Source organism: Faecalicatena contorta (genome assembly GCF_001404335.1).
Taxonomy (GTDB): Bacteria; Bacillota; Clostridia; order Lachnospirales; family Lachnospiraceae; genus Faecalicatena; species Faecalicatena contortus_B.
Genome location: NZ_CYZU01000036.1, coordinates 1 through 17,997 on the forward strand (window position 1 = coordinate 1; position 17,997 = coordinate 17,997).

At 49.2% G+C, this 17,997-nt stretch carries 17 protein-coding genes; 16 read left to right on the forward strand and 1 reads right to left on the reverse strand.

The genetic code is table 11. The features are described from left to right. The first annotated feature begins 383 nt into the window (after positions 1-383). The 6 genes from ARB69_RS16605 to ARB69_RS16630 all read left to right on the forward strand — a co-directional run bounded on the left by ARB69_RS16605 (position 384) and on the right by ARB69_RS16630 (position 6,640). Complete coding sequence (locus ARB69_RS16605; protein ID WP_055154365.1) at positions 384-965, forward strand: glycerol-3-phosphate responsive antiterminator; 582 nt, start codon at positions 384-386, stop codon at positions 963-965. Between the two features lie 69 nt (positions 966-1,034). Then, positions 1,035-2,531 (forward strand): glycerol kinase GlpK, encoded by a 1,497-nt coding sequence (glpK, locus tag ARB69_RS16610; protein WP_050641495.1) that lies wholly within the window; start codon positions 1,035-1,037, stop codon positions 2,529-2,531. Between the two features lie 81 nt (positions 2,532-2,612). Next, the gene (locus ARB69_RS16615; protein WP_055154367.1) at positions 2,613-3,116 is read left to right on the forward strand and encodes an L-2-amino-thiazoline-4-carboxylic acid hydrolase; all 504 of its coding nucleotides are present in this window, start codon (positions 2,613-2,615) and stop codon (positions 3,114-3,116) included. 330 nt (positions 3,117-3,446) lie between these two features. After that, complete coding sequence (locus ARB69_RS16620; protein ID WP_055154369.1) at positions 3,447-4,883, forward strand: NAD(P)/FAD-dependent oxidoreductase; 1,437 nt, start codon at positions 3,447-3,449, stop codon at positions 4,881-4,883. Between the two features lie 108 nt (positions 4,884-4,991). Then, a complete protein-coding gene (locus tag ARB69_RS16625; protein WP_055154371.1) occupies positions 4,992-6,275 on the forward strand; it encodes an NAD(P)/FAD-dependent oxidoreductase in 1,284 nt (427 codons plus the stop codon). Between the two features lie 2 nt (positions 6,276-6,277). Continuing rightward, the gene (locus ARB69_RS16630; RefSeq protein ID WP_050641491.1) at positions 6,278-6,640 is read left to right on the forward strand and encodes a DUF1667 domain-containing protein; all 363 of its coding nucleotides are present in this window, start codon (positions 6,278-6,280) and stop codon (positions 6,638-6,640) included. A gap of 156 nt (positions 6,641-6,796) precedes the next feature. Here ARB69_RS16630 and ARB69_RS16635 read toward each other — a convergent pair whose 3' ends face one another. Then, on the reverse strand, positions 6,797-7,501 hold the full coding sequence (locus ARB69_RS16635) for a GntR family transcriptional regulator (protein WP_050641490.1): 705 nt from the start codon (positions 7,499-7,501) through the stop codon (positions 6,797-6,799). A 245-nt stretch (positions 7,502-7,746) separates the two neighbouring features. Here ARB69_RS16635 and phnG point away from each other — a divergent pair, with 245 nt between their 5' ends. From phnG to ARB69_RS16685, 10 genes are all read left to right on the forward strand, one after another. Next, a complete protein-coding gene (gene phnG, locus ARB69_RS16640) occupies positions 7,747-8,175 on the forward strand; it encodes a phosphonate C-P lyase system protein PhnG (protein WP_050641489.1) in 429 nt (142 codons plus the stop codon). A 3-nt stretch (positions 8,176-8,178) separates the two neighbouring features. Beyond that, positions 8,179-8,772 carry a phosphonate C-P lyase system protein PhnH gene (phnH, locus tag ARB69_RS16645; RefSeq protein ID WP_050641488.1) on the forward strand — a complete coding sequence of 198 codons (594 nt, stop codon included), beginning with the start codon at positions 8,179-8,181 and terminating at the stop codon, positions 8,770-8,772. Positions 8,773-8,809: 37 nt separating this feature from the next. Beyond that, entirely contained in the window at positions 8,810-9,988 is a 1,179-nt protein-coding gene (locus tag ARB69_RS16650; protein ID WP_050641487.1) for a carbon-phosphorus lyase complex subunit PhnI, read from the forward strand. Further along, on the forward strand, positions 9,989-10,834 hold the full coding sequence (locus ARB69_RS16655; protein ID WP_050641486.1) for an alpha-D-ribose 1-methylphosphonate 5-phosphate C-P-lyase PhnJ: 846 nt from the start codon (positions 9,989-9,991) through the stop codon (positions 10,832-10,834). It begins immediately after the preceding gene. Then, the gene (locus ARB69_RS16660; RefSeq protein WP_050641485.1) at positions 10,834-11,664 is read left to right on the forward strand and encodes an ATP-binding cassette domain-containing protein; all 831 of its coding nucleotides are present in this window, start codon (positions 10,834-10,836) and stop codon (positions 11,662-11,664) included. The genes ARB69_RS16655 and ARB69_RS16660 overlap by 1 nt, the downstream gene beginning before the upstream one ends. A gap of 169 nt (positions 11,665-11,833) precedes the next feature. Next, positions 11,834-13,021 (forward strand): phosphonate metabolism protein PhnM, encoded by a 1,188-nt coding sequence (gene phnM / locus ARB69_RS16665; protein ID WP_055154373.1) that lies wholly within the window; start codon positions 11,834-11,836, stop codon positions 13,019-13,021. An 8-nt stretch (positions 13,022-13,029) separates the two neighbouring features. Continuing rightward, positions 13,030-13,740 carry a phosphonate C-P lyase system protein PhnL gene (locus ARB69_RS16670; protein WP_050641483.1) on the forward strand — a complete coding sequence of 237 codons (711 nt, stop codon included), beginning with the start codon at positions 13,030-13,032 and terminating at the stop codon, positions 13,738-13,740. Continuing rightward, positions 13,740-14,552 (forward strand): PHP domain-containing protein, encoded by an 813-nt coding sequence (locus ARB69_RS16675; protein WP_055154375.1) that lies wholly within the window; start codon positions 13,740-13,742, stop codon positions 14,550-14,552. The genes ARB69_RS16670 and ARB69_RS16675 overlap by 1 nt, the downstream gene beginning before the upstream one ends. A gap of 1,224 nt (positions 14,553-15,776) precedes the next feature. Next, entirely contained in the window at positions 15,777-16,859 is a 1,083-nt protein-coding gene (locus ARB69_RS16680; RefSeq protein WP_050641481.1) for a putative 2-aminoethylphosphonate ABC transporter substrate-binding protein, read from the forward strand. An 11-nt stretch (positions 16,860-16,870) separates the two neighbouring features. Next, positions 16,871-17,893: an ABC transporter ATP-binding protein gene (locus ARB69_RS16685; protein WP_055154377.1), complete on the forward strand. Its 1,023-nt coding sequence runs from the start codon at positions 16,871-16,873 to the stop codon at positions 17,891-17,893. Positions 17,894-17,997 lie beyond the last annotated feature (104 nt).

The following is a 17,997-nucleotide window of genomic DNA, read 5'->3' on the forward strand; positions in this document are numbered from 1 at the left end:
TTTCTCGCGCTGGGTCAGCTGATTTTTGGATTCGGAATCCAAAAATCTCTCCATTTTCAGGGCTGTTTCCCACCAAGAATTTCTAAGGCCCGCTTAGAGCGTTTTTGAAAGGACATGGATGTTCTCCGGGAGGCTTTCGGCTATCCCTTTATGGAGCGTCCCCATCCGTGCCGAGAGTAAAGCTCGTCGCTAACTTTCTTTCTGGATTAGTGACAAAAACGTAGACGTTTGCTTGTGTGCAGGCACAACGCATGATAAAATATAACAAGTAAAAGAATATGAAAAGTTGGACTTATATCCCCGCAAACTGGGACAACATCTTGCAACAAGCAATTTTCAGACGCGCTCCAGTGGGATGTGGATTTCCGGCGGAGAGGGAAGGAATGAATAAAATGCGGGAATTTTATGAGATCGTCGAGGAAAATCCGGTGATCGCGGCAGTGAAGGATGAAGAGGGTGTGGAAACATGCTGCGCCATGGAAGAAATGAAGGTGATTTTTGTACTTTACGGGGATATCTGTTCTATACCCGGTATTGTGAAGCGGATCAAAGAGGCCGGGAAGACGGCTCTGGTACATATCGACCTGATTACCGGGCTGAGTGCCAAAGAGGCGGCAGTTGATTATATCAAGAACAGTACCGCCGCCGACGGGATTTTGTCCACAAAATCGCTGATGATCCAGCGGGCTAAGGAATTGTCAATGTATGCAGTGCTGCGTTATTTCGTCATAGATTCCATGGCCATTAAGAGCATAGAGAATCTGGACAGACAGCGGGGCAAAAAACCGGATTTTATCGAGGTCATGCCGGGAGTGATGCCCAAAGTGATCCGGAAGATCTGCAGAAGCAGCCGGATTCCGGTCATTGCAGGCGGATTGATCGCGGATAAAGAGGATGTGATGGGAGCCCTGGAGGCGGGGGCTGTGGCGGTATCGTCAACCAACCCCGGCGTATGGGAATTATAAGGCGTACAAGAATTATGGCGTGTATGGGAATAGAAGCAAATGCAGAAATCATAAAAGGAGGGTTTTACTATGGCAAGGTATGTGATGGCGCTGGACTCGGGGACGACCAGCAACCGGTGTATTCTTTTTAATGAAAAGGGGGATATGTGCAGTGTGGCACAGAAAGAGTTCACACAATATTTTCCGAAGCCGGGCTGGGTAGAGCACAATGCGGAAGAGATCTGGTCCAGCCAGCTTGAGGTGGCGCAGCAGGCAATGGCAAATATCAATGCGACGGCTGCGGATATAGCAGCCATTGGCATTACTAACCAGAGGGAGACGACGATCGTCTGGGATAAGGAATCCGGCGAGCCGGTCTATCAGGCGATTGTATGGCAGTGCAGGCGGACATCTGAGTATTGTGACAGCCTGAAAGAAAAAGGGCTGACAGACAAATTCAGGAAAAAAACAGGCTTGGTGATCGACGCCTATTTCTCCGGGACTAAGGTAAAGTGGATTCTGGACAATGTGGAAGGGGCCAGGGAACGTGCCGGGCGAGGGGAGCTTTTATTCGGGACGGTAGAGACATGGCTGATCTGGAAGCTGACAAAAGGGGCGGTTCATGTAACGGACTATTCCAATGCCTCCAGAACCATGCTGTTTAATATCAATACACTTCAGTGGGACGCAGAGATACTGGCGGAGCTTGGAATACCGGCCTCCATGCTTCCGGAGGCGAAGCCGTCCAGCTGCATATACGGTGAGGCGGACGCCGGGTTTTTCGGGGCGCCCATCCCGATTGCGGGGGCAGCAGGAGATCAGCAGGCGGCGCTTTTCGGCCAGACCTGCTTTCAGAAAGGCGAGGCCAAGAATACATATGGAACAGGCTGTTTTTTATTGATGAATACCGGGGAGAAGCCGGTATATTCCGAAAATGGTCTTGTGACGACGATTGCCTGGGGCATGGACGGGAAAGTCAATTATGCACTGGAAGGTTCCATCTTTGTAGCAGGTGCGGCGATCCAGTGGCTGCGGGACGAGATGCAGTTGATTGATTCGTCACAGGTGTCCGAATATATGGCCCAGAAGGTGGAGGACACAAACGGATGTTATGTAGTTCCCGCATTTACCGGTCTTGGAGCGCCGCGCTGGGATCAGTACGCCAGGGGAACCATCGTGGGCCTGACCCGCGGTGTAAACAAGTATCATATCATACGCGCCACCCTGGAGTCTTTGGCATATCAGGTAAATGACGTGCTGCGCGCCATGGAGGCGGATTCCGGGATAAAGCTTTCTGCACTCAAGGTAGACGGCGGCGCCAGCGCAAACAATTTCCTCATGCAGACGCAGGCAAATTTGAGCAATGCCCCTGTAAAACGTCCGCAGTGCGTGGAAACAACCGCCATGGGCGCAGCTTACCTGGCCGGGGTTGCTGTAGGATACTGGAAAAGTAAGGAAGAGGTATTAACAAACTGGGCGATCGACCGGGTATTTGAGCCGGATATCGAGGCCGATACACGGGAAAAGATGCTCCGGGGCTGGAACAAAGCGGTGAGGTACTCATACGGCTGGGCAAAAGAAGAATAAAGACAGCACAGTGAATCAGCAGCATCAGATCATTTTCAAAAATAGGGATATGTGAATACATATAGAAATGTGAGGCAGGACATGGGCAGGGTTAAAAATGAACCAAAGATTAAAAATGCATTAATAACGGCCATCCGGGAACAACTGGAGCACAGAGCAACCTGGCTTTATCTGCTGTGTGATGAGGCAGAAAAAAGAGGCCTGGACAAAAAAGATTTCGGCAGCGCCGCAATCAAACGCTGCGGGCTTACCCAGGGAGCGGCACTGGTGAAAAAGGGCGGCACAAAAGATTTCACAGGACTCAGGAAAACCTTATTCACAAAACCAGCCCAGTGGGTATTTGAAATGAAAATCCGAAAAAACACGCCAGAAGTATTGGCAATAGATTTCCATTACTGCCCGCTGGTAAAAGCGTGGCAGAAGGCGGGATGTTCCGATGAGGAAATCTCTGATCTGTGCGATATAGCCATGTGCGGAGACCGGGGAATCGGAGAAGCTTATGGCGGAAAACTAAAGCTATTAAAGAGCATTGCCAAGGGAGATGAGGTATGCAGATTATATTACCATAAACCAGATATTAGCTGACGAGCTTAAGTCTCGGCAGCGGATGGGGCCTCCGAAACGGTGGCAGCGTATTAATTAGAACGGTGGAACACGCTCTAGGCCAACTCAGTACAACCAAACGAATTAATCCGCTGCCACCGTTTCGGAACCCCACCCAGAGGGGAAACTTTCCCTCCTTAAATTCCGGTTGTAATTTGGGGGAGGGAGGCGTATAATATATATAGAAATAAATAATTTGTGCCGATGAGAACAGAGCCTGGCAGATGACATATCAGCAGATATGTTTGTTTGCGGGCTCTGTTTTTTGTCTTTAAAGACAAAATATTTTTCGGAATCCAGGAGGGATGAAATATGTATGATGTAATTATAATTGGAGCCGGTGTTTCCGGTGCGGCGGCAGCAAGGGAGCTGTCCAGATATAAGGTGAAGGTATGCGTTCTGGAAAAATCAGTGGATGTATGCTGCGGGACATCCAAAGCTAACAGCGGGATCGTCCATGCCGGATATGACGCACGGCCAGGTTCTCTAATGGCCAAGCTGAATGTGGAGGGAAACCGCATGATGGGGATGCTGTCAGAAGAGCTGGATTTTCCGTTTCAGAGAAAGGGGTCGCTGGTTATATGCAGGAATCAGGAGGAGCTTCCGGTTCTAATGAGGCTGCAGGCTCAGGGAAAAGAGAACGGTGTGGAAGGCCTGGAGATTCTGAACAGGGAACAAGCGCTTGCACTGGAACCCAATATTACGGAACAGGTGGAGGCCGTCTTGTATGCACCCACGGCCGGAATCGTTTGTCCTTTTGGCCTGAATATCGCAATGGCTGAAAATGCCTGTGCCAACGGCGTGGAATTTCGGTTTGATACGGAAGTGGATGCGATTGAGAAGGTGGAGGGCGGTTACCTTCTCAAGACAGATTCCGGTGATTACAAAGCCCGGTATGTGGTAAATGCTGCGGGTGTGTATGCGGACCGTTTCCATAATATGGTGAGCAGCAGAAAGCTCCATATCACTCCAAGGAAGGGAGAATATTTCCTGCTGGATAAAGGGGCAGGAAATCACGTTTCCAGAACTATATTCGCCCTTCCGGGGAAATTAGGAAAGGGAGTTCTGGTCACTCCGACTGTGCATGGAAATCTGCTGGTTGGACCTACGGCGGCAGATATCGAGAATAAAGAAGGCACAAATACTACAGCAGCAGGGCTTGCTGCGATTTCAGAGAAGGCCGGGCAGAATGTAAGGGATCTGCCTCTCAAAAAGGTGATCACCAGTTTTGCCGGTCTGCGTGCCCATGAGGACGGAAATGACTTTATCATAGAGGAGGCTTCAGATGCCCCGGGATTTATCGACTGTGCGGGAATAGAATCTCCCGGCCTTACCAGCGCACCGGCTGTGGGGCTTATGGTGGCGGAGATTCTGCGGGATAAGATGAAGCTGCAGAAAAATCCTGATTTTCAGGGGAGGAGAAAAGGGATACTGAATCCTGCGCTGCTCTCCATAGAAGATAGAAATAAACTGATTCTGGAACAGCCGGCCTATGGACACATTATCTGCCGGTGCGAAATGATTTCCGAAGGGGAGATATTGGATGCCATACACCGGCCGCTGGGGGCGCGTTCACTGGACGGCGTGAAGCGCAGGACGAGAGCAGGTATGGGACGGTGCCAGGCCGGATTCTGTTCGCCGAGGACGATGGAGATTCTGGCAAGGGAACTGGGCGTGTCCATGGAAGCGATTACAAAGGCCGGCGGAAACTCCGGACTGATCGTAGGGACGAATAAAGATGTGCTGTAGATGGATTGCATCAGATGTAACAGTTCAGGCAGGCATGAACTGTTATCATCAGATCAGCAGCATGGAGAAGATGAACTGGAAGTCTGCGGACAGTAGGAGGATATAAAAATGGAGAAATATAAGATCGTGATCATCGGAGGAGGGCCTGCGGGACTGGCAGCCGCAGTTTCAGCTAGAAATGCAGGAATAGAGAGCATTCTGATCCTGGAGCGGGATAAGGAGCTGGGGGGAATTTTGAACCAGTGCATCCATAATGGGTTTGGTCTGCATACCTTTCAAGAGGAGCTGACCGGTCCGGAATATGCGGCGCGTTTTGAGGCGCGCGTTTTGGAACTGGGGATTGAATACAGACTGGAAACCATGGTCATGGACATCAGCCGGGAGAAGCTGATTACTGCCATGAACCGGGAAAGAGGCATGTTTCAGATTCAGGCGGAGGCCATTGTCCTTGCCATGGGATGCAGAGAGCGTTCCAGGGGTGCGCTGAACATACCGGGCTACCGCCCGGCGGGGATCTATTCGGCCGGCACGGCGCAGCGGCTTGTAAATATGGAGGGCTTTCTGCCCGGCAGAAAGGTTGTGATACTGGGATCCGGGGACATTGGTCTGATTATGGCGAGAAGAATGACGCTGGAAGGCGCAGAGGTAAAAGTGGTGGCGGAGCTGATGCCTTACTCCGGCGGGCTGAAGCGGAATATCGTACAGTGTCTGGACGACTACGGCATACCACTGAAGTTGAGCCACACCGTAACAAATATTAAGGGAAAAGAGCGCGTGGAAGGGATAACGCTTGCGGCGGTTGATGAAAAAGGAAGACCCATTTCCGGGACAGAGGAGGACTATGAATGTGATACGCTTCTCTTGTCTGTCGGCCTGATTCCGGAAAATGAATTATCCGGGCAGATGGGAGCAGAGTTAAACCCCGTCACCTCCGGGCCGGTGGTGAATGAAAGCCTGGAGACCAGCGTGGCCGGAGTCTTTGCCTGTGGGAATGTTCTGCATGTCCACGATCTGGTAGATTTCGTTTCGGAGGAAGCGGAAATGGCAGGGCAGAATGCCGCACTTTATGTTAAGAAGCATGTGGATAAGTCCACAGAAAACGGCGGAGGATATGGAAAAGTGCTTCCAATACAGCCGTCAGGCGGGGTGCGCTATACAGTCCCTTCATTTATAAGACCGGATCATATGGAGGATAAGCTGACGGTAAGATTCCGGGTCGGCAGTGTGTACCGGAAGTGTTATGTCAGCGTATATCTCGGGGAAGAAAGAATCATTCACAAAAAACGTCCTGTAATGGCTCCGGGAGAGATGGAAGAGATCAGGCTGGAGAAGTCCCTTTTGCTGGGCTGCAATGAAGATGAAACAATCAGAATTCGGATAGAGGAGGCATAGAAATGGAGAAAAAAGAACTGATCTGTATCGGCTGTCCCATGGGATGTGCCTTAACGGTGGAGACAGAGGATCATGAGGTGCTGTCTGTGGCCGGAAATACCTGCCCCCGCGGGGAAAGCTATGCCAGAAAGGAAGTGACGAACCCGACCAGAATTGTGACCACAACAGTCAGAATGAGTGACAGCCGGGAGAAGACGGTCTCTGTAAAGACGGAGACGGATATTCCGAAAGGAAAGATATTTGAGTGTGTAAGGCAGCTGAAGGATGTGGAAATGAAACCTCCTGTGCATATAGGGGATATCGTTCTGGGGAATGCGGCGGGAACCGGAGTAAACGTGGTGGCTACCAGGGAAGTGCTTTGCTAAAGACCGTGACTAGTACAGCATTGCACTAATCATTCAGCAATAAATCCCTGCTCTCTACGCCATAGCTGTACCTGCTTTCGCTAGACGTAGGAACCACTAACTCTGACGCAGATATCAGGCGCTTATTACTGAAAGATTAATGCACTGCTGTACTAATTAAACAAATATGAACTTGTCACTGCGGTATATGGTCCTGGCAACCTCTACAACGGTTCCGGAGGGAAGCGTGACGCAGCGGCAGGTGAGAACAAGACAGGGAGCGTACCCTTTTATCTGCAGAAGGGAGCGCTCCTTTTTGCTGAGAGAAGAGACCGTAAGCTGCCGGTTCTCCGTATGCAGATTGGAATAGCCGCAATTATGGATATAGTCATAGACCGAAGTAATCGAGGCACCGTCCTCCTGAATGCAGGGGAACAGATCCTCCGCCATATAGCTGATATGTATGGCAGCAGGCTCACCATCCAGTATGCGCAGGCGGGTGATCTTATAAATAGGCTCCTCGAATTCCACACCCAGCATGCTGTGAATCAGAGAATCTCCCCGCAGTTTCTGGCATCCCATATTCCGGGTCTCAAAGGAAAGATTGAGATCCGCCATCTTGCTGGAAAAACTCCGGTCCTCCATAGAAAGCAGAATCTTATCCCGCCTGCCGGAAAAGAAACTGCCATAGCCCTGCATGGCATAGATATAACCCAGTTCCTTCAGCCGTTCATAAGCCTTCCGGATCTCGGAGCGGGGGACGCCAAATCGGACGGCCATCTTATTTTCACTTGGCATCTTATCGCCCTTCTTGTATATATTTTTCTGAAATTCCTGTATAAGAACATCAACAATGGACTCCCATGTCCAATTTTTCTTCATATAAGTACACCTCCGTGTATATTCAGACAATGAAGCTCAAGGGGGTCAGACCCCTTTGACCTCCCCTTCAAATTCTGCCTGTTTTCCCCACGATTATAACAACAGAATCTCTCAAGCACAACAATATTCAGACAACTTTACGAAGAGTTTACGCAACGCAGTTGGCAACTTTACATTCCTCACATAAGATGCTCAGAGAAGTAAAATATTTGAATTTAAACAAAGGCAGATCAGGAGGAATAGTTATGACGAAGCGGGAGATATCCGTAATTCTGGCAGGAGCTTCCCAGAAGGAAGTAATAGAAATTGCTGGTCCTATGAAAGAAAACTGTGAGATTCAAATTATGAAGCCGCCGCAGAAAACACTCGTGATGGTAAAAGCCAGGGAAACTGTTAAAAGATCCCTGTTCTATCTCGGCGAAGTGCTTGCAACAGAATGTATGGTGCTGGTGGATGGCGTGAAAGGCGCGGCAGTACTTGCGGGAGATGATTTTGATAAAGTGACGGCGGCAGCTGTTATTGACGGATTTCTGAATCTGCCGGATAAAAAGGCAGAGAAGCAGCAGGTACTCGGGCAGATTCAAGAGCTTGGCAGGCAGCAGGCAGCGGCGCGTGCAGAGTTAAATCGCGCGCTTAGAAAATCGAAGGTTAATTTTAATGTAATGGGAGAATAGAAAATGGTGAAGGAATTAAAACTTGCATATGAGTTTGATTTTGTGTTTGACGGACAGAAGGTATTCAGAAAACTGCTCCATGCCCTGGCTAATCCGGGAACAATCGGCAGTATCGGTCATCAGGCCGGTAAATTTGCAGGCAGCCACCAGGCTTTGATGGCACTGGGATGCACATTGCTGGATAATGAAGAAACAATGTATGTAGAAAAGAATCCGGTACTTTCTGCGGATTTACACAGTCTGACACTGTGCCATGAGGCGGATCTGGACAAGGCAGATTATATCTTCCTTTCCTCCGAGATGAATTATGGCTCCATGGAACAGATTTTGAAAAATATTAAGCATGGGACGTATGCCGATCCTCAGCAGTCGGCCACGGTTTTTCTGCAGTGCACGGAGCTGGCAGGCAGAGAATCCATGACACTGGAGGGACCCGGCATCAAAGACAGGCTTACTGTCGAGGTCTATCCTTATATAAAAAAGGTCACCGCTCTGCGTCAAAGTCTGCAGATTGAGTATCCGCTTGGGGTGGATTTGGTATTTGCGGATGTTACCGGGAACATTATGGGACTCCCGAGGTTGTGCAGGATGATATAAAAGCAGAGTATTCAAGAAAACAATAGGAGGCAGACATATGGCTTATGTAGCAGTTACCGGCGGCAAAGAGGCAATTGAACAGTCCTTGAAACTGCTGGAAATATTCAGAGAGAGCAAAGAAGATATCAGTGTGACATGCATGAAAGAAAATATGGCGCTGTTAGTAGATAAGATCATGAGCGAAGCAGGGTTTTACTCAGAAGAGTATGCTGCGCTGGCGCTGAAGCAGTGCGAGGGCAGTGTGGAGGAAGCGGTATTTTTACTGCGGGCCTACCGTTCCACCCTGCCTAGAAACTATTATTCACTGCCGATTGATACGGGGAAAATGCGGATTCTGCGGAGGATTTCCGCTGCCTTTAAAGATATCCCGGGAGGGCAGATATTGGGACCTACATACGATTATTCACATCGTCTTCTGGACTTTTCGCTGATGGAAGATATCATGGAAGACAATATAAAAGGCAGTAGAGAAGACAATACGAAAGGCGGAACAGAAGACCGTGTAAATCACGATAAACCACGGGAAGTGCAGGAACAAATAGAAAGAACTGTGGCAGAAGACGGCGCCGACATTCGCTGCAGCCGCGTGACAGATCTTTTAAAAGCCGAGAATCTACTGGAGGATACAGCGGAAGATAATACCCCTCCCTTTGATGTGACCAGCAGTCTGCTCACATTTCCCGCTCCGCGCAGTGCAAGGCTGCAGACGTTTGCAAGAAGTGATGCCGGATTCCTGGGGGGAGTTGCTTACAGCTCCATGCGCGGGTACGGGGCTGTACATCCGACCGTATCCGAGCTGCGGAGCGGATATGTGGAAGTATGCATTCCCTATGCACTGAATGAGGAAGAAGAGATCTGTATCGGAGAAATCCTTGTGACCGAAGTGGAAGCACTGGTGCCTTCCCACACAGAAACAGATGAGGAATTCGATAAGATGACGCTTTCCGGAGGATACGGCCTGATATTCGGCAGAAATGAGAACAAGGCCATTGCCATGTCTATTGCCGATGCGGGACTGGAAACCGAGGGGAGCACCCCGTCCCAGGATGAGGAATTTGTTCTCACCCACGGCGACTGTCTGGAAATGAGCGGCTTTATATCCCATCTAAAGCTGCCGCACTATGTCACCTTCCAATCGAAACTGGACAGAGTCAGAGAGACAGACACCAATGGCAAAGAGGGCAGACCCCTCTGCAGAGAAACGGAGGATGAATAAATGATTGATGCAAAGCACTATAATTTTGCCTTTCTGGATGAGGGCTCCAAGCGTGAAATCAGAAGAAGCATATTAAAGGCAGTGGCCATCCCCGGCTACCAGGTCCCTTTTGGTTCCAGAGAGCTGCCCATCGGCAGGGGCTGGGGAACAGGCGGCATTCAGATCACCCTGTCCATTATCGGAAAAGAGGATGTACTGAAAGTCATTGATCAGGGCAGCGATGACAGTGTCAATGCCGTAAATATAAAAAAACTGGTGGAAGAATGCACCGGGGTGGAACTCACCACAGATTCGGAAGAAGCAAGTATCATTCAGAGCCGTCACAGAATACCGGAGATTCCCATGAGAAATGACCAGATACTGGTCCTTCAGGTGCCGACGCCGGAACCTCTGCGTATTGTAGAGCCGAGGGAATCTGTGACAAAACAGATGCATGCAGAAGCAGAGTACAGCGGCATGTGGCTTTCTCTCTTTGAGGATCTGACCCAGTTCGGGGATATCAGCATCAGCTCAGAATACCCGGTCATGGTGGAGGAACGCTATGTCATGAACCCCAGCCCCATCCCGAGGTATGACAACCAGAAGCTGAATGACAGCGATACCCTGTATCTGTTTGGGGCAGGACGGGAAAAGAAGATCTATGCGATCCCGCCGCATACGGATGTGGAATCCATGTGTTTTGAGGATGTTCCGTTTAAAACAGAAGACTTTGAAGGAAAAAGATGCAGGCTGTGCGGTGCACAGGGGGTATATCTGGATGAAATCATAGATGAGAGCACAGGAGAAAAGGTATACGAATGCAGTGATACCGGATTCTGCCGTGGCAGAAGGGAGCGTGGAGCGTAATGGAAAAGCCCGTACTGGATATTCAGCACCTGACCGTGCGTTATGGAAAAACCTGTGATCACTGCAGGAATGGCGGAGCACTGGTCAAAAACACCTGCCCCCATTGTAAAACCGTCTGGGCATGCAGCGATATTAATGTAACTCTGTACGAGGGCGAGATACTGGGAATCGTGGGAGAGTCAGGTTCCGGAAAATCAACACTGATGAAGAGTCTGTACTTTGATTTTGATATAACGGAGGGACAAGGGTATCTCCGGGATTTTGAGAATGGGGAGGCAGATATCTTCGGACAGAGCCTGCAAAAGAAAAAATATATAAAAAACCATATCATGGGAATGGTTTACCAGAATCCCCTGCTGGGCCTTCGGATGGACTACTCAGGCGCCGGCAATATCGCCGAGAAGCTGATAGCCGCAGGCCAGCGGAATTTTGCAGGGATGAACGAGCGCGTAGAGGAACTGCTGGATGCGGTGGAAATCCTGCAGTCCAGAAAGAAAGAACCACCGAAAAACTTCAGCGGGGGCATGCAGCAGCGAGTACAGATCTCCAAGGCACTGGCAAATAATCCGGCGATTCTCCTGCTGGATGAAGTCACCACGGGGCTGGACCTGTCCGTGCAGGCAAAAGTGCTGGAACTGATCCGCAGAATCCGGCAGGAATTCCACATTTCCATCATGCTGGTTTCCCATGATCTGGCGGTGATACGCATGCTGGCAGACAGAACAATCGTCATGCTGGACGGAAAGATCATCGAGCAGGGGCTGACCGATCAGATTCTGGATGACCCGCAGCAGCCATATACCCAGCAGCTGGTCCATTCCCTTTTGTAAAAGGCAGAATGGGGGTTATACAACAACTGGAATGGGAATGATGCAACAGCCGGAATGGGAATGATGCAATAGCTGAAATGGGAATGATGCAACAGCTGAAATGAAATTTGTGTAACAAAGGATATAAAAATGATGCAACAGCTGAATTGGAAAATGTGAGGAAGATTACATGCAGAAAATAATAACAAACGGAATTATTGTCCTGGAGGAGCAGATGCTGCAGGCCCATGATGTGGTGATAGAAAACGGCAGGATCACCGGCATCCGGAGGACTGGGGATGCGGATAAAACCGGTTCCCGCGAAATCTATGATGCCGGTGGAGCCTATATTATGCCTGGGATCATAGATATTCACTCCGACATGATTGAGACATATATACAGCCGCGCAGTACTGCGGTTATGGATTTTGAAATGGCTTTGGGGGAAGCGGAGCGGGTGCTGGCCACCTGCGGTATTACCACAATGTTCCACTCGATATCCATGTTCCGGGACGGCTCCTGGGATGTAAAAGAAATCAGGCAGTCCTCCCAGGTTAAGAAACTGGCCGGTCTGATTGGAGAATACCGGCACAAGAAGAGACTGATCCGCCACAGATATCATCTGCGCTATGAAATTGATAATCTGGACTGCTATGAAGAGGTAGCGGACATGCTTGAAAGCGGCCTGGTGGATCTGCTGTCCTTTATGGATCATTCGCCGGGACAGGGGCAGTATAAAAATCTGGATATTTACCGGAAACATCAGCCAGACGAGGGCAGAGGCCTTTCGGAGAAGGAATTTGAGGAACTGGTAGAGCGGGAAATGCGGAAAAAAACAGTATCATTTCCTCAATTGAGAAAATTGGCAGAGACAGCAGCAAAATGTGGGATCTCCGTGGCGAGCCATGATGATGATACCGTAGAAAAGCTGGATATGAACCGGGAACTGGGCGTGTCCATCAGTGAATTCCCGATTACGCTGGAAGTGGCAGAGGCCGCGGTGAAAAAAGGCTTTCAGACCGTCTTAGGGGCGCCGAATATACTGCTGGGCGGATCGCATTCCGGTAATCTGTCCGCTCTGGAGGCGGTTCGTGCAGGTGCAGCCAATGTTCTTGTATCTGATTATTATCCCCAGGCCCTGCTGCAGGCGGTATTCTGCCTGAACCGGGAATACGGCATCCCTCTTTGTAAGGCAGTACAGTATGTGACGGCCAATCCCGCCAGAGCTGTGGGGCTTGATCAGGAATTGGGGTCTGTGGAAATTGGAAAGAGAGCGGATCTGCTTCTCGTAGATGCAGCAGAGGGAAAACCTGCAGTGAAGCAGGTATTTGTGAATGGAGAATGTATTATGGAATGCCGTTACCGTGTGGCGGATTAGGAGGAATTATGGAGCATATACTGGAAATAAAGGGCCTGTCAAAACAATTCTATCTGCATGAGCAGGGCAGGGAGATCAAGAGCTGCAGGGATATCAGCTTTACGCTGGACAAAGGCGGTTTTATTGGAATCGTGGGGACATCGGGGGCAGGAAAATCTACGGTCCTGCGCTGCATTTACCGCACCTATTCCGTCTCCACCGGAAGCGTGATGTACGATTCACTTTCATACGGAAGACTGGATCTGGCAAGCGCGGAAGAAAGAAAAATCATTCATCTGCGGAAAGTAGAGATCGGATATGTATCGCAGTTTCTGACGATACTTCCCCGTACCACAGCCAGGGAGCATGTGATCAACGGCGCCCTGGACGCTGGATTTTCCTATGAAGAGTCCAGAGAAAAAGCGGAAGAAATGCTGCGTTACTTTAAGCTGAGCGAGACGCTCTGGGATATTTATCCCAATACTTTTTCGGGCGGGGAAAAGCTGAGGCTGAACCTGGCTCATGCCATGGTAAAGGCGCCAAGGCTATTATTACTGGATGAACCGACGGCATCACTGGACAACGGCACAAAGCTTCTGGTAAAAGAATTACTGATGAAGCTGAAAGCAGAAGGAACATCTATGATAGGAATTTTCCACGATCTTGAGTTCATGGAAGGGCTTTGTGACCGCGTGTACAATATTTCAAAGGGCAGCTTTCAGACAGAGGAGGCGGTGTGATGTACCGGGCGGATTTACATATACATACGGCGGTATCTGACTGCAGCCTGCAGACAGAGGCCATCCTTGCCGGGGCCAAAGCGGAGGGGATTACGCACCTGTCTTTTACGGATCACGATACAACGATTGATGCCGAAAAGCACAAGGCGTTGGCGGAGGAACAGGGGATTCAGGCTATTCCGGGAATTGAAATGTCTGCATTTGATTTCAAAAGAAATAAAAAAGTTCACATACTTGGATATAAATATCAGACTAACCGACAGATAGAGGCCATTGGAAGAGAAACACTGAAAAAAAGAAATGAAAACTGCCTGAAGCAGATCGGGATTCTTAAGAACCTCGGGTACCGAATATCCGAGGAGGAGATCAGGAGGGCGGCAGGGTCCTGCATTTATAAGCAGCATATTCTGGATTATCTGGTAAAGACCGGGCAGAGTGAAACGCTGTTCGGGAGAGTTTACCAAAATATATTTAAAAATCAGGGCCCCTGTGACTTTGATATTGAGTACCCTGCTGCAGAGGATGTGGTGCAGGCAATCAAGGCCGATAAAGGATATGCGGTACTGGCGCATCCGGGGCAGCAGGGAAACTACGGGGTGATACACCGGTTGGCGGAGGCAGGGCTGGACGGAATCGAGTGGAACCACCCCTCCCACGGGAAGTCCGACCGAAGAAGGGTTGAGGAGTACTGCCGCAGCTACCGGCTGTTCATGACAGGGGGAAGTGATTTCCATGGCAGGTATGAAAATGGGAAGACAATGCTGGGAGCCTGTCCAGCTCATGAAAGCAGCGAGATCCTGTTTCTTCCCTGAATATGGTTACCGGGGATGAGTCGGCAAGCTTCAGTTTTGTCGACGGATGGGGGCGCGAAAGGAAGGGATAGCCGAAAGCCTCCCGGTGAACATCCATGTCCTTTCAAAAATGCGGCCACGAACCTAAGAAATTCTAGGCGGGAAACAGCCGCGAAAATGGAGCACAGCTGACACATCACGAGAAATCGGATGATTTCTCGCGCTGGGTCAGCTGAATTTTTGATTCGGTATCAAAAATTCTCTCCATTTTCACGGCTGTTTCCCACCAAGAATTTCTAAGGCCCGCTTTGAGCATTTTTGAAAGGACATGGATGTTCTCCGGGAGGTTTTCGGCTATCCCGTCCTTTCGCTGGGTTCATCCAATCGGCAGTAAAGCTCGTCTACTGGGGAGGGTCCGTAACGGGGGCAGTGTATTGATTCGACCGGTGGAACATGAAGTCCCCATTCATTTATCAACGATACGGTTGTAACTTTATAGAAATATAAATTGTTGTGCTGAAAGCGCATGAAAATTATTTTTGGAATGGGTCCTGCATTTAGTATTCAACATTTTCTAACACCCTGTATAGTAAAAGTATACCCAAGGGTACCCTGTAATTCATACCTGGGGAAGAGTCAGCAGCAGAATAAAGCTCAATTTACTCTTTCTATGTACCGGGGCTATGCTGTGTCATCAAACGACTCAATACGCTGCCCCCGTTACGGACCTCCCTAGTTGACAAGTTTATCTACCGATTGGATGAACCCAGCGAAATAAAGGGAACGCCGCCAGCCTTCCAAATATACATATGCCGTTGGAAAGCGCTAAAGCGGACCTTAGAAATTCTTGGAAGCCGACAGCCGAAAAAGTGGGGAAATTTTGTGATCACCGAATCACAAAATTAGGCGACCCAGCGCGAGAAATCATCTGATTTCTCGTGATGTGTCGCCTGTGCCCCACTTTTTTGGCTGTCGGCTTCCTAGAATTTCTTAGGTTCGTGTCCGCACTTTCCAACGGCATATGTATATTTGGAAGGCTGGCGGCGTTCCCTTTATTTCGCGTCCCCATCCGTCGACAAGTCTAAAGCTTGCCGACTATACTCCAGGTAACTGAAAATGTAAAATAATTTAACATTTCCAGGAAAATATTTTACAGAATTCCAACCAACAGATGATAAGAATTCAATAATCAGCCGATATAATTGCCTTGTGAAATGAAGATAAATAATAAATCTGGAGGTAATTATGAAGAAGATTATAGTAATGGGAATGATAGCGCTCATGACCCTGGGCACACTGACAGGATGCGTGACTAAGGCAAATGCAGAGGAAGGCAGCAGCACATCGGCAAGTGCAGGAGACGAGAATGTAATCAATGTATATACCGCTCTCGAGGACGAGCAGGTGACGGATTATCTGGAAGAATTTAAGGAACAGAACCCGGATGTCACAGTAAATGTCACAAGAGAATCCACGGGTATCATCACATCTAAACTGCTTGCGGAAAAGGATAATCCGGTTGCGGATGTGGTATGGGGCCTGTCGGCTACCAGTCTGCTTGTACTGGCACAGGATGATATGCTGGAACCATACGAACCGGAAGGGGCGGACAGAATCCTCCCGGAATTCAAAGATAGCGCGGATGTACCTTCCTGGGTGGGAATCGATGCATGGGAAACTGCGTTTATTGTAAATAAGGAAGTCCTGAAGTCAAAGGGAATTGATACCGTACCAAAATCTTATGAAGATCTGCTGGATCCGAAGTATAAGGGACTAATCGCAATGTCCAATCCCGCGTCTTCCGGCACCGGACTCTTAACTGTTAATGGAATTCTCAGCCTCTACGGAGATGAGGAAGGCTGGAACTATCTGGATAAGCTTCATGAAAACGTAGCGGTTTATATGCATTCTGGTTCTCAGCCTGCTAAGGCGACAGCAGCAGGGGAATATGGAATCGGCATCTCTTTCGGCTACCGCTGCATTCAGTCAGCAGAAGAAGTGGGAAGCGAGATCTGTGAGGCAGTGTTCCCGTCAGAGGGTTCCGGATGGGATATGGAAGCAAATGCTCTGATTAAAAAGGACAATGAAAAAGAGATATCCAAAAAGTTCCTGGACTGGGCGATATCTGATAATGTTATGAAAAAATATGCAACCAATTATCCGATCGTTGCAACGGGCGCCAGCGATAATATTCCGGAAGGATATTCACAGAATCCGCTGGATCAGCTGATCCCGGATATGGACTTTAACAAAGCGGCAAAGAACAGAGAATCCATTTTGGAAAGCTGGACTGACCGTTACGATTCCAAGAGTGCTCCGGAAGAATAGAGGTAGATCCTATGAGCGTAAGTTTAAAAATCAGTGATGTTTCAAAGGTTTTTGAGAAGAATGTGGCATTGAATCATGTGAATTTACAGATCCAAGCAGGCGAATTCGTCTGCCTGCTTGGCCCTTCCGGGTGCGGCAAATCTACATTGCTGCGCTTAATAGCCGGCCTGGACCGGCCAAGTGACGGGAGGATATACATCAATGACAGAGATGTGACCAATCTTCCGCCGGCCAGAAGAAACTTTGGGATCATGTTCCAGTCTTATGCGCTCTTTCCGAACCTTTCGGCATACGAAAATGTGGCATACGGGCTGCGCAACAAAAAGATAAAAAATAAAGACATCGAAGAGCGGGTTGGGCGCCTTTTTGAGATGATTAAACTGACCAATGCAAAGGACCGCCTGCCGTCACAGATGTCGGGGGGAGAACAGCAGCGTGTTGCACTGGCAAGGGCACTGGCGACAGAGCCCGATTTTTTGCTGCTGGATGAACCGTTGTCCGCGCTGGATGCAAAGGTCAGGATATCTCTGAGGAAAGAGATCTGCAGTATTCAAAAAGAACTGGGTCTAACAACGATCATGGTAACCCATGACCAGGATGAGGCCCTGACCATGGCAGACAGAATCATTGTAATGAATAAGGCTGTTGTGATGCAGGAGGGAACCCCGGAAGAAATCTATGAGCACCCGGAAAATCCTTTTGTAGCGGATTTCATCGGCTCCATCAATTTTATTGACCGTGAAAAGAGCCAGGTATACAATCTGGGCAATTATGAGCGCGTTGCCATACGCCCTGAAAAGATAGAAATAGAAAGAACGGCAGGCAGGGAAAGCCTGCGCGGAAAGATCGCAGACATTGAATTCAGAGGATTTTATAACCGTGTTTCCGTACAGGTAAGCCATGTGGTCTACGGCGATATGGTGCTGTATGTGGATGTGCCTTTTCAGGCGGCAAAAGAAAAGAAATTCAGAGTGGGCGAGATCGTGTTTGTTAATATGCCGCGCGAAGAACTGCTGGGATTTGAATCCGCATAATAAAGCGGGCGGGGCAGAAAATCAGCAGATATATCCCGGGCCCTGCAACGGTTCAGACAAGTATGAACTATTACCCGGGCCCCGTCAATTCCAGAACATCATTT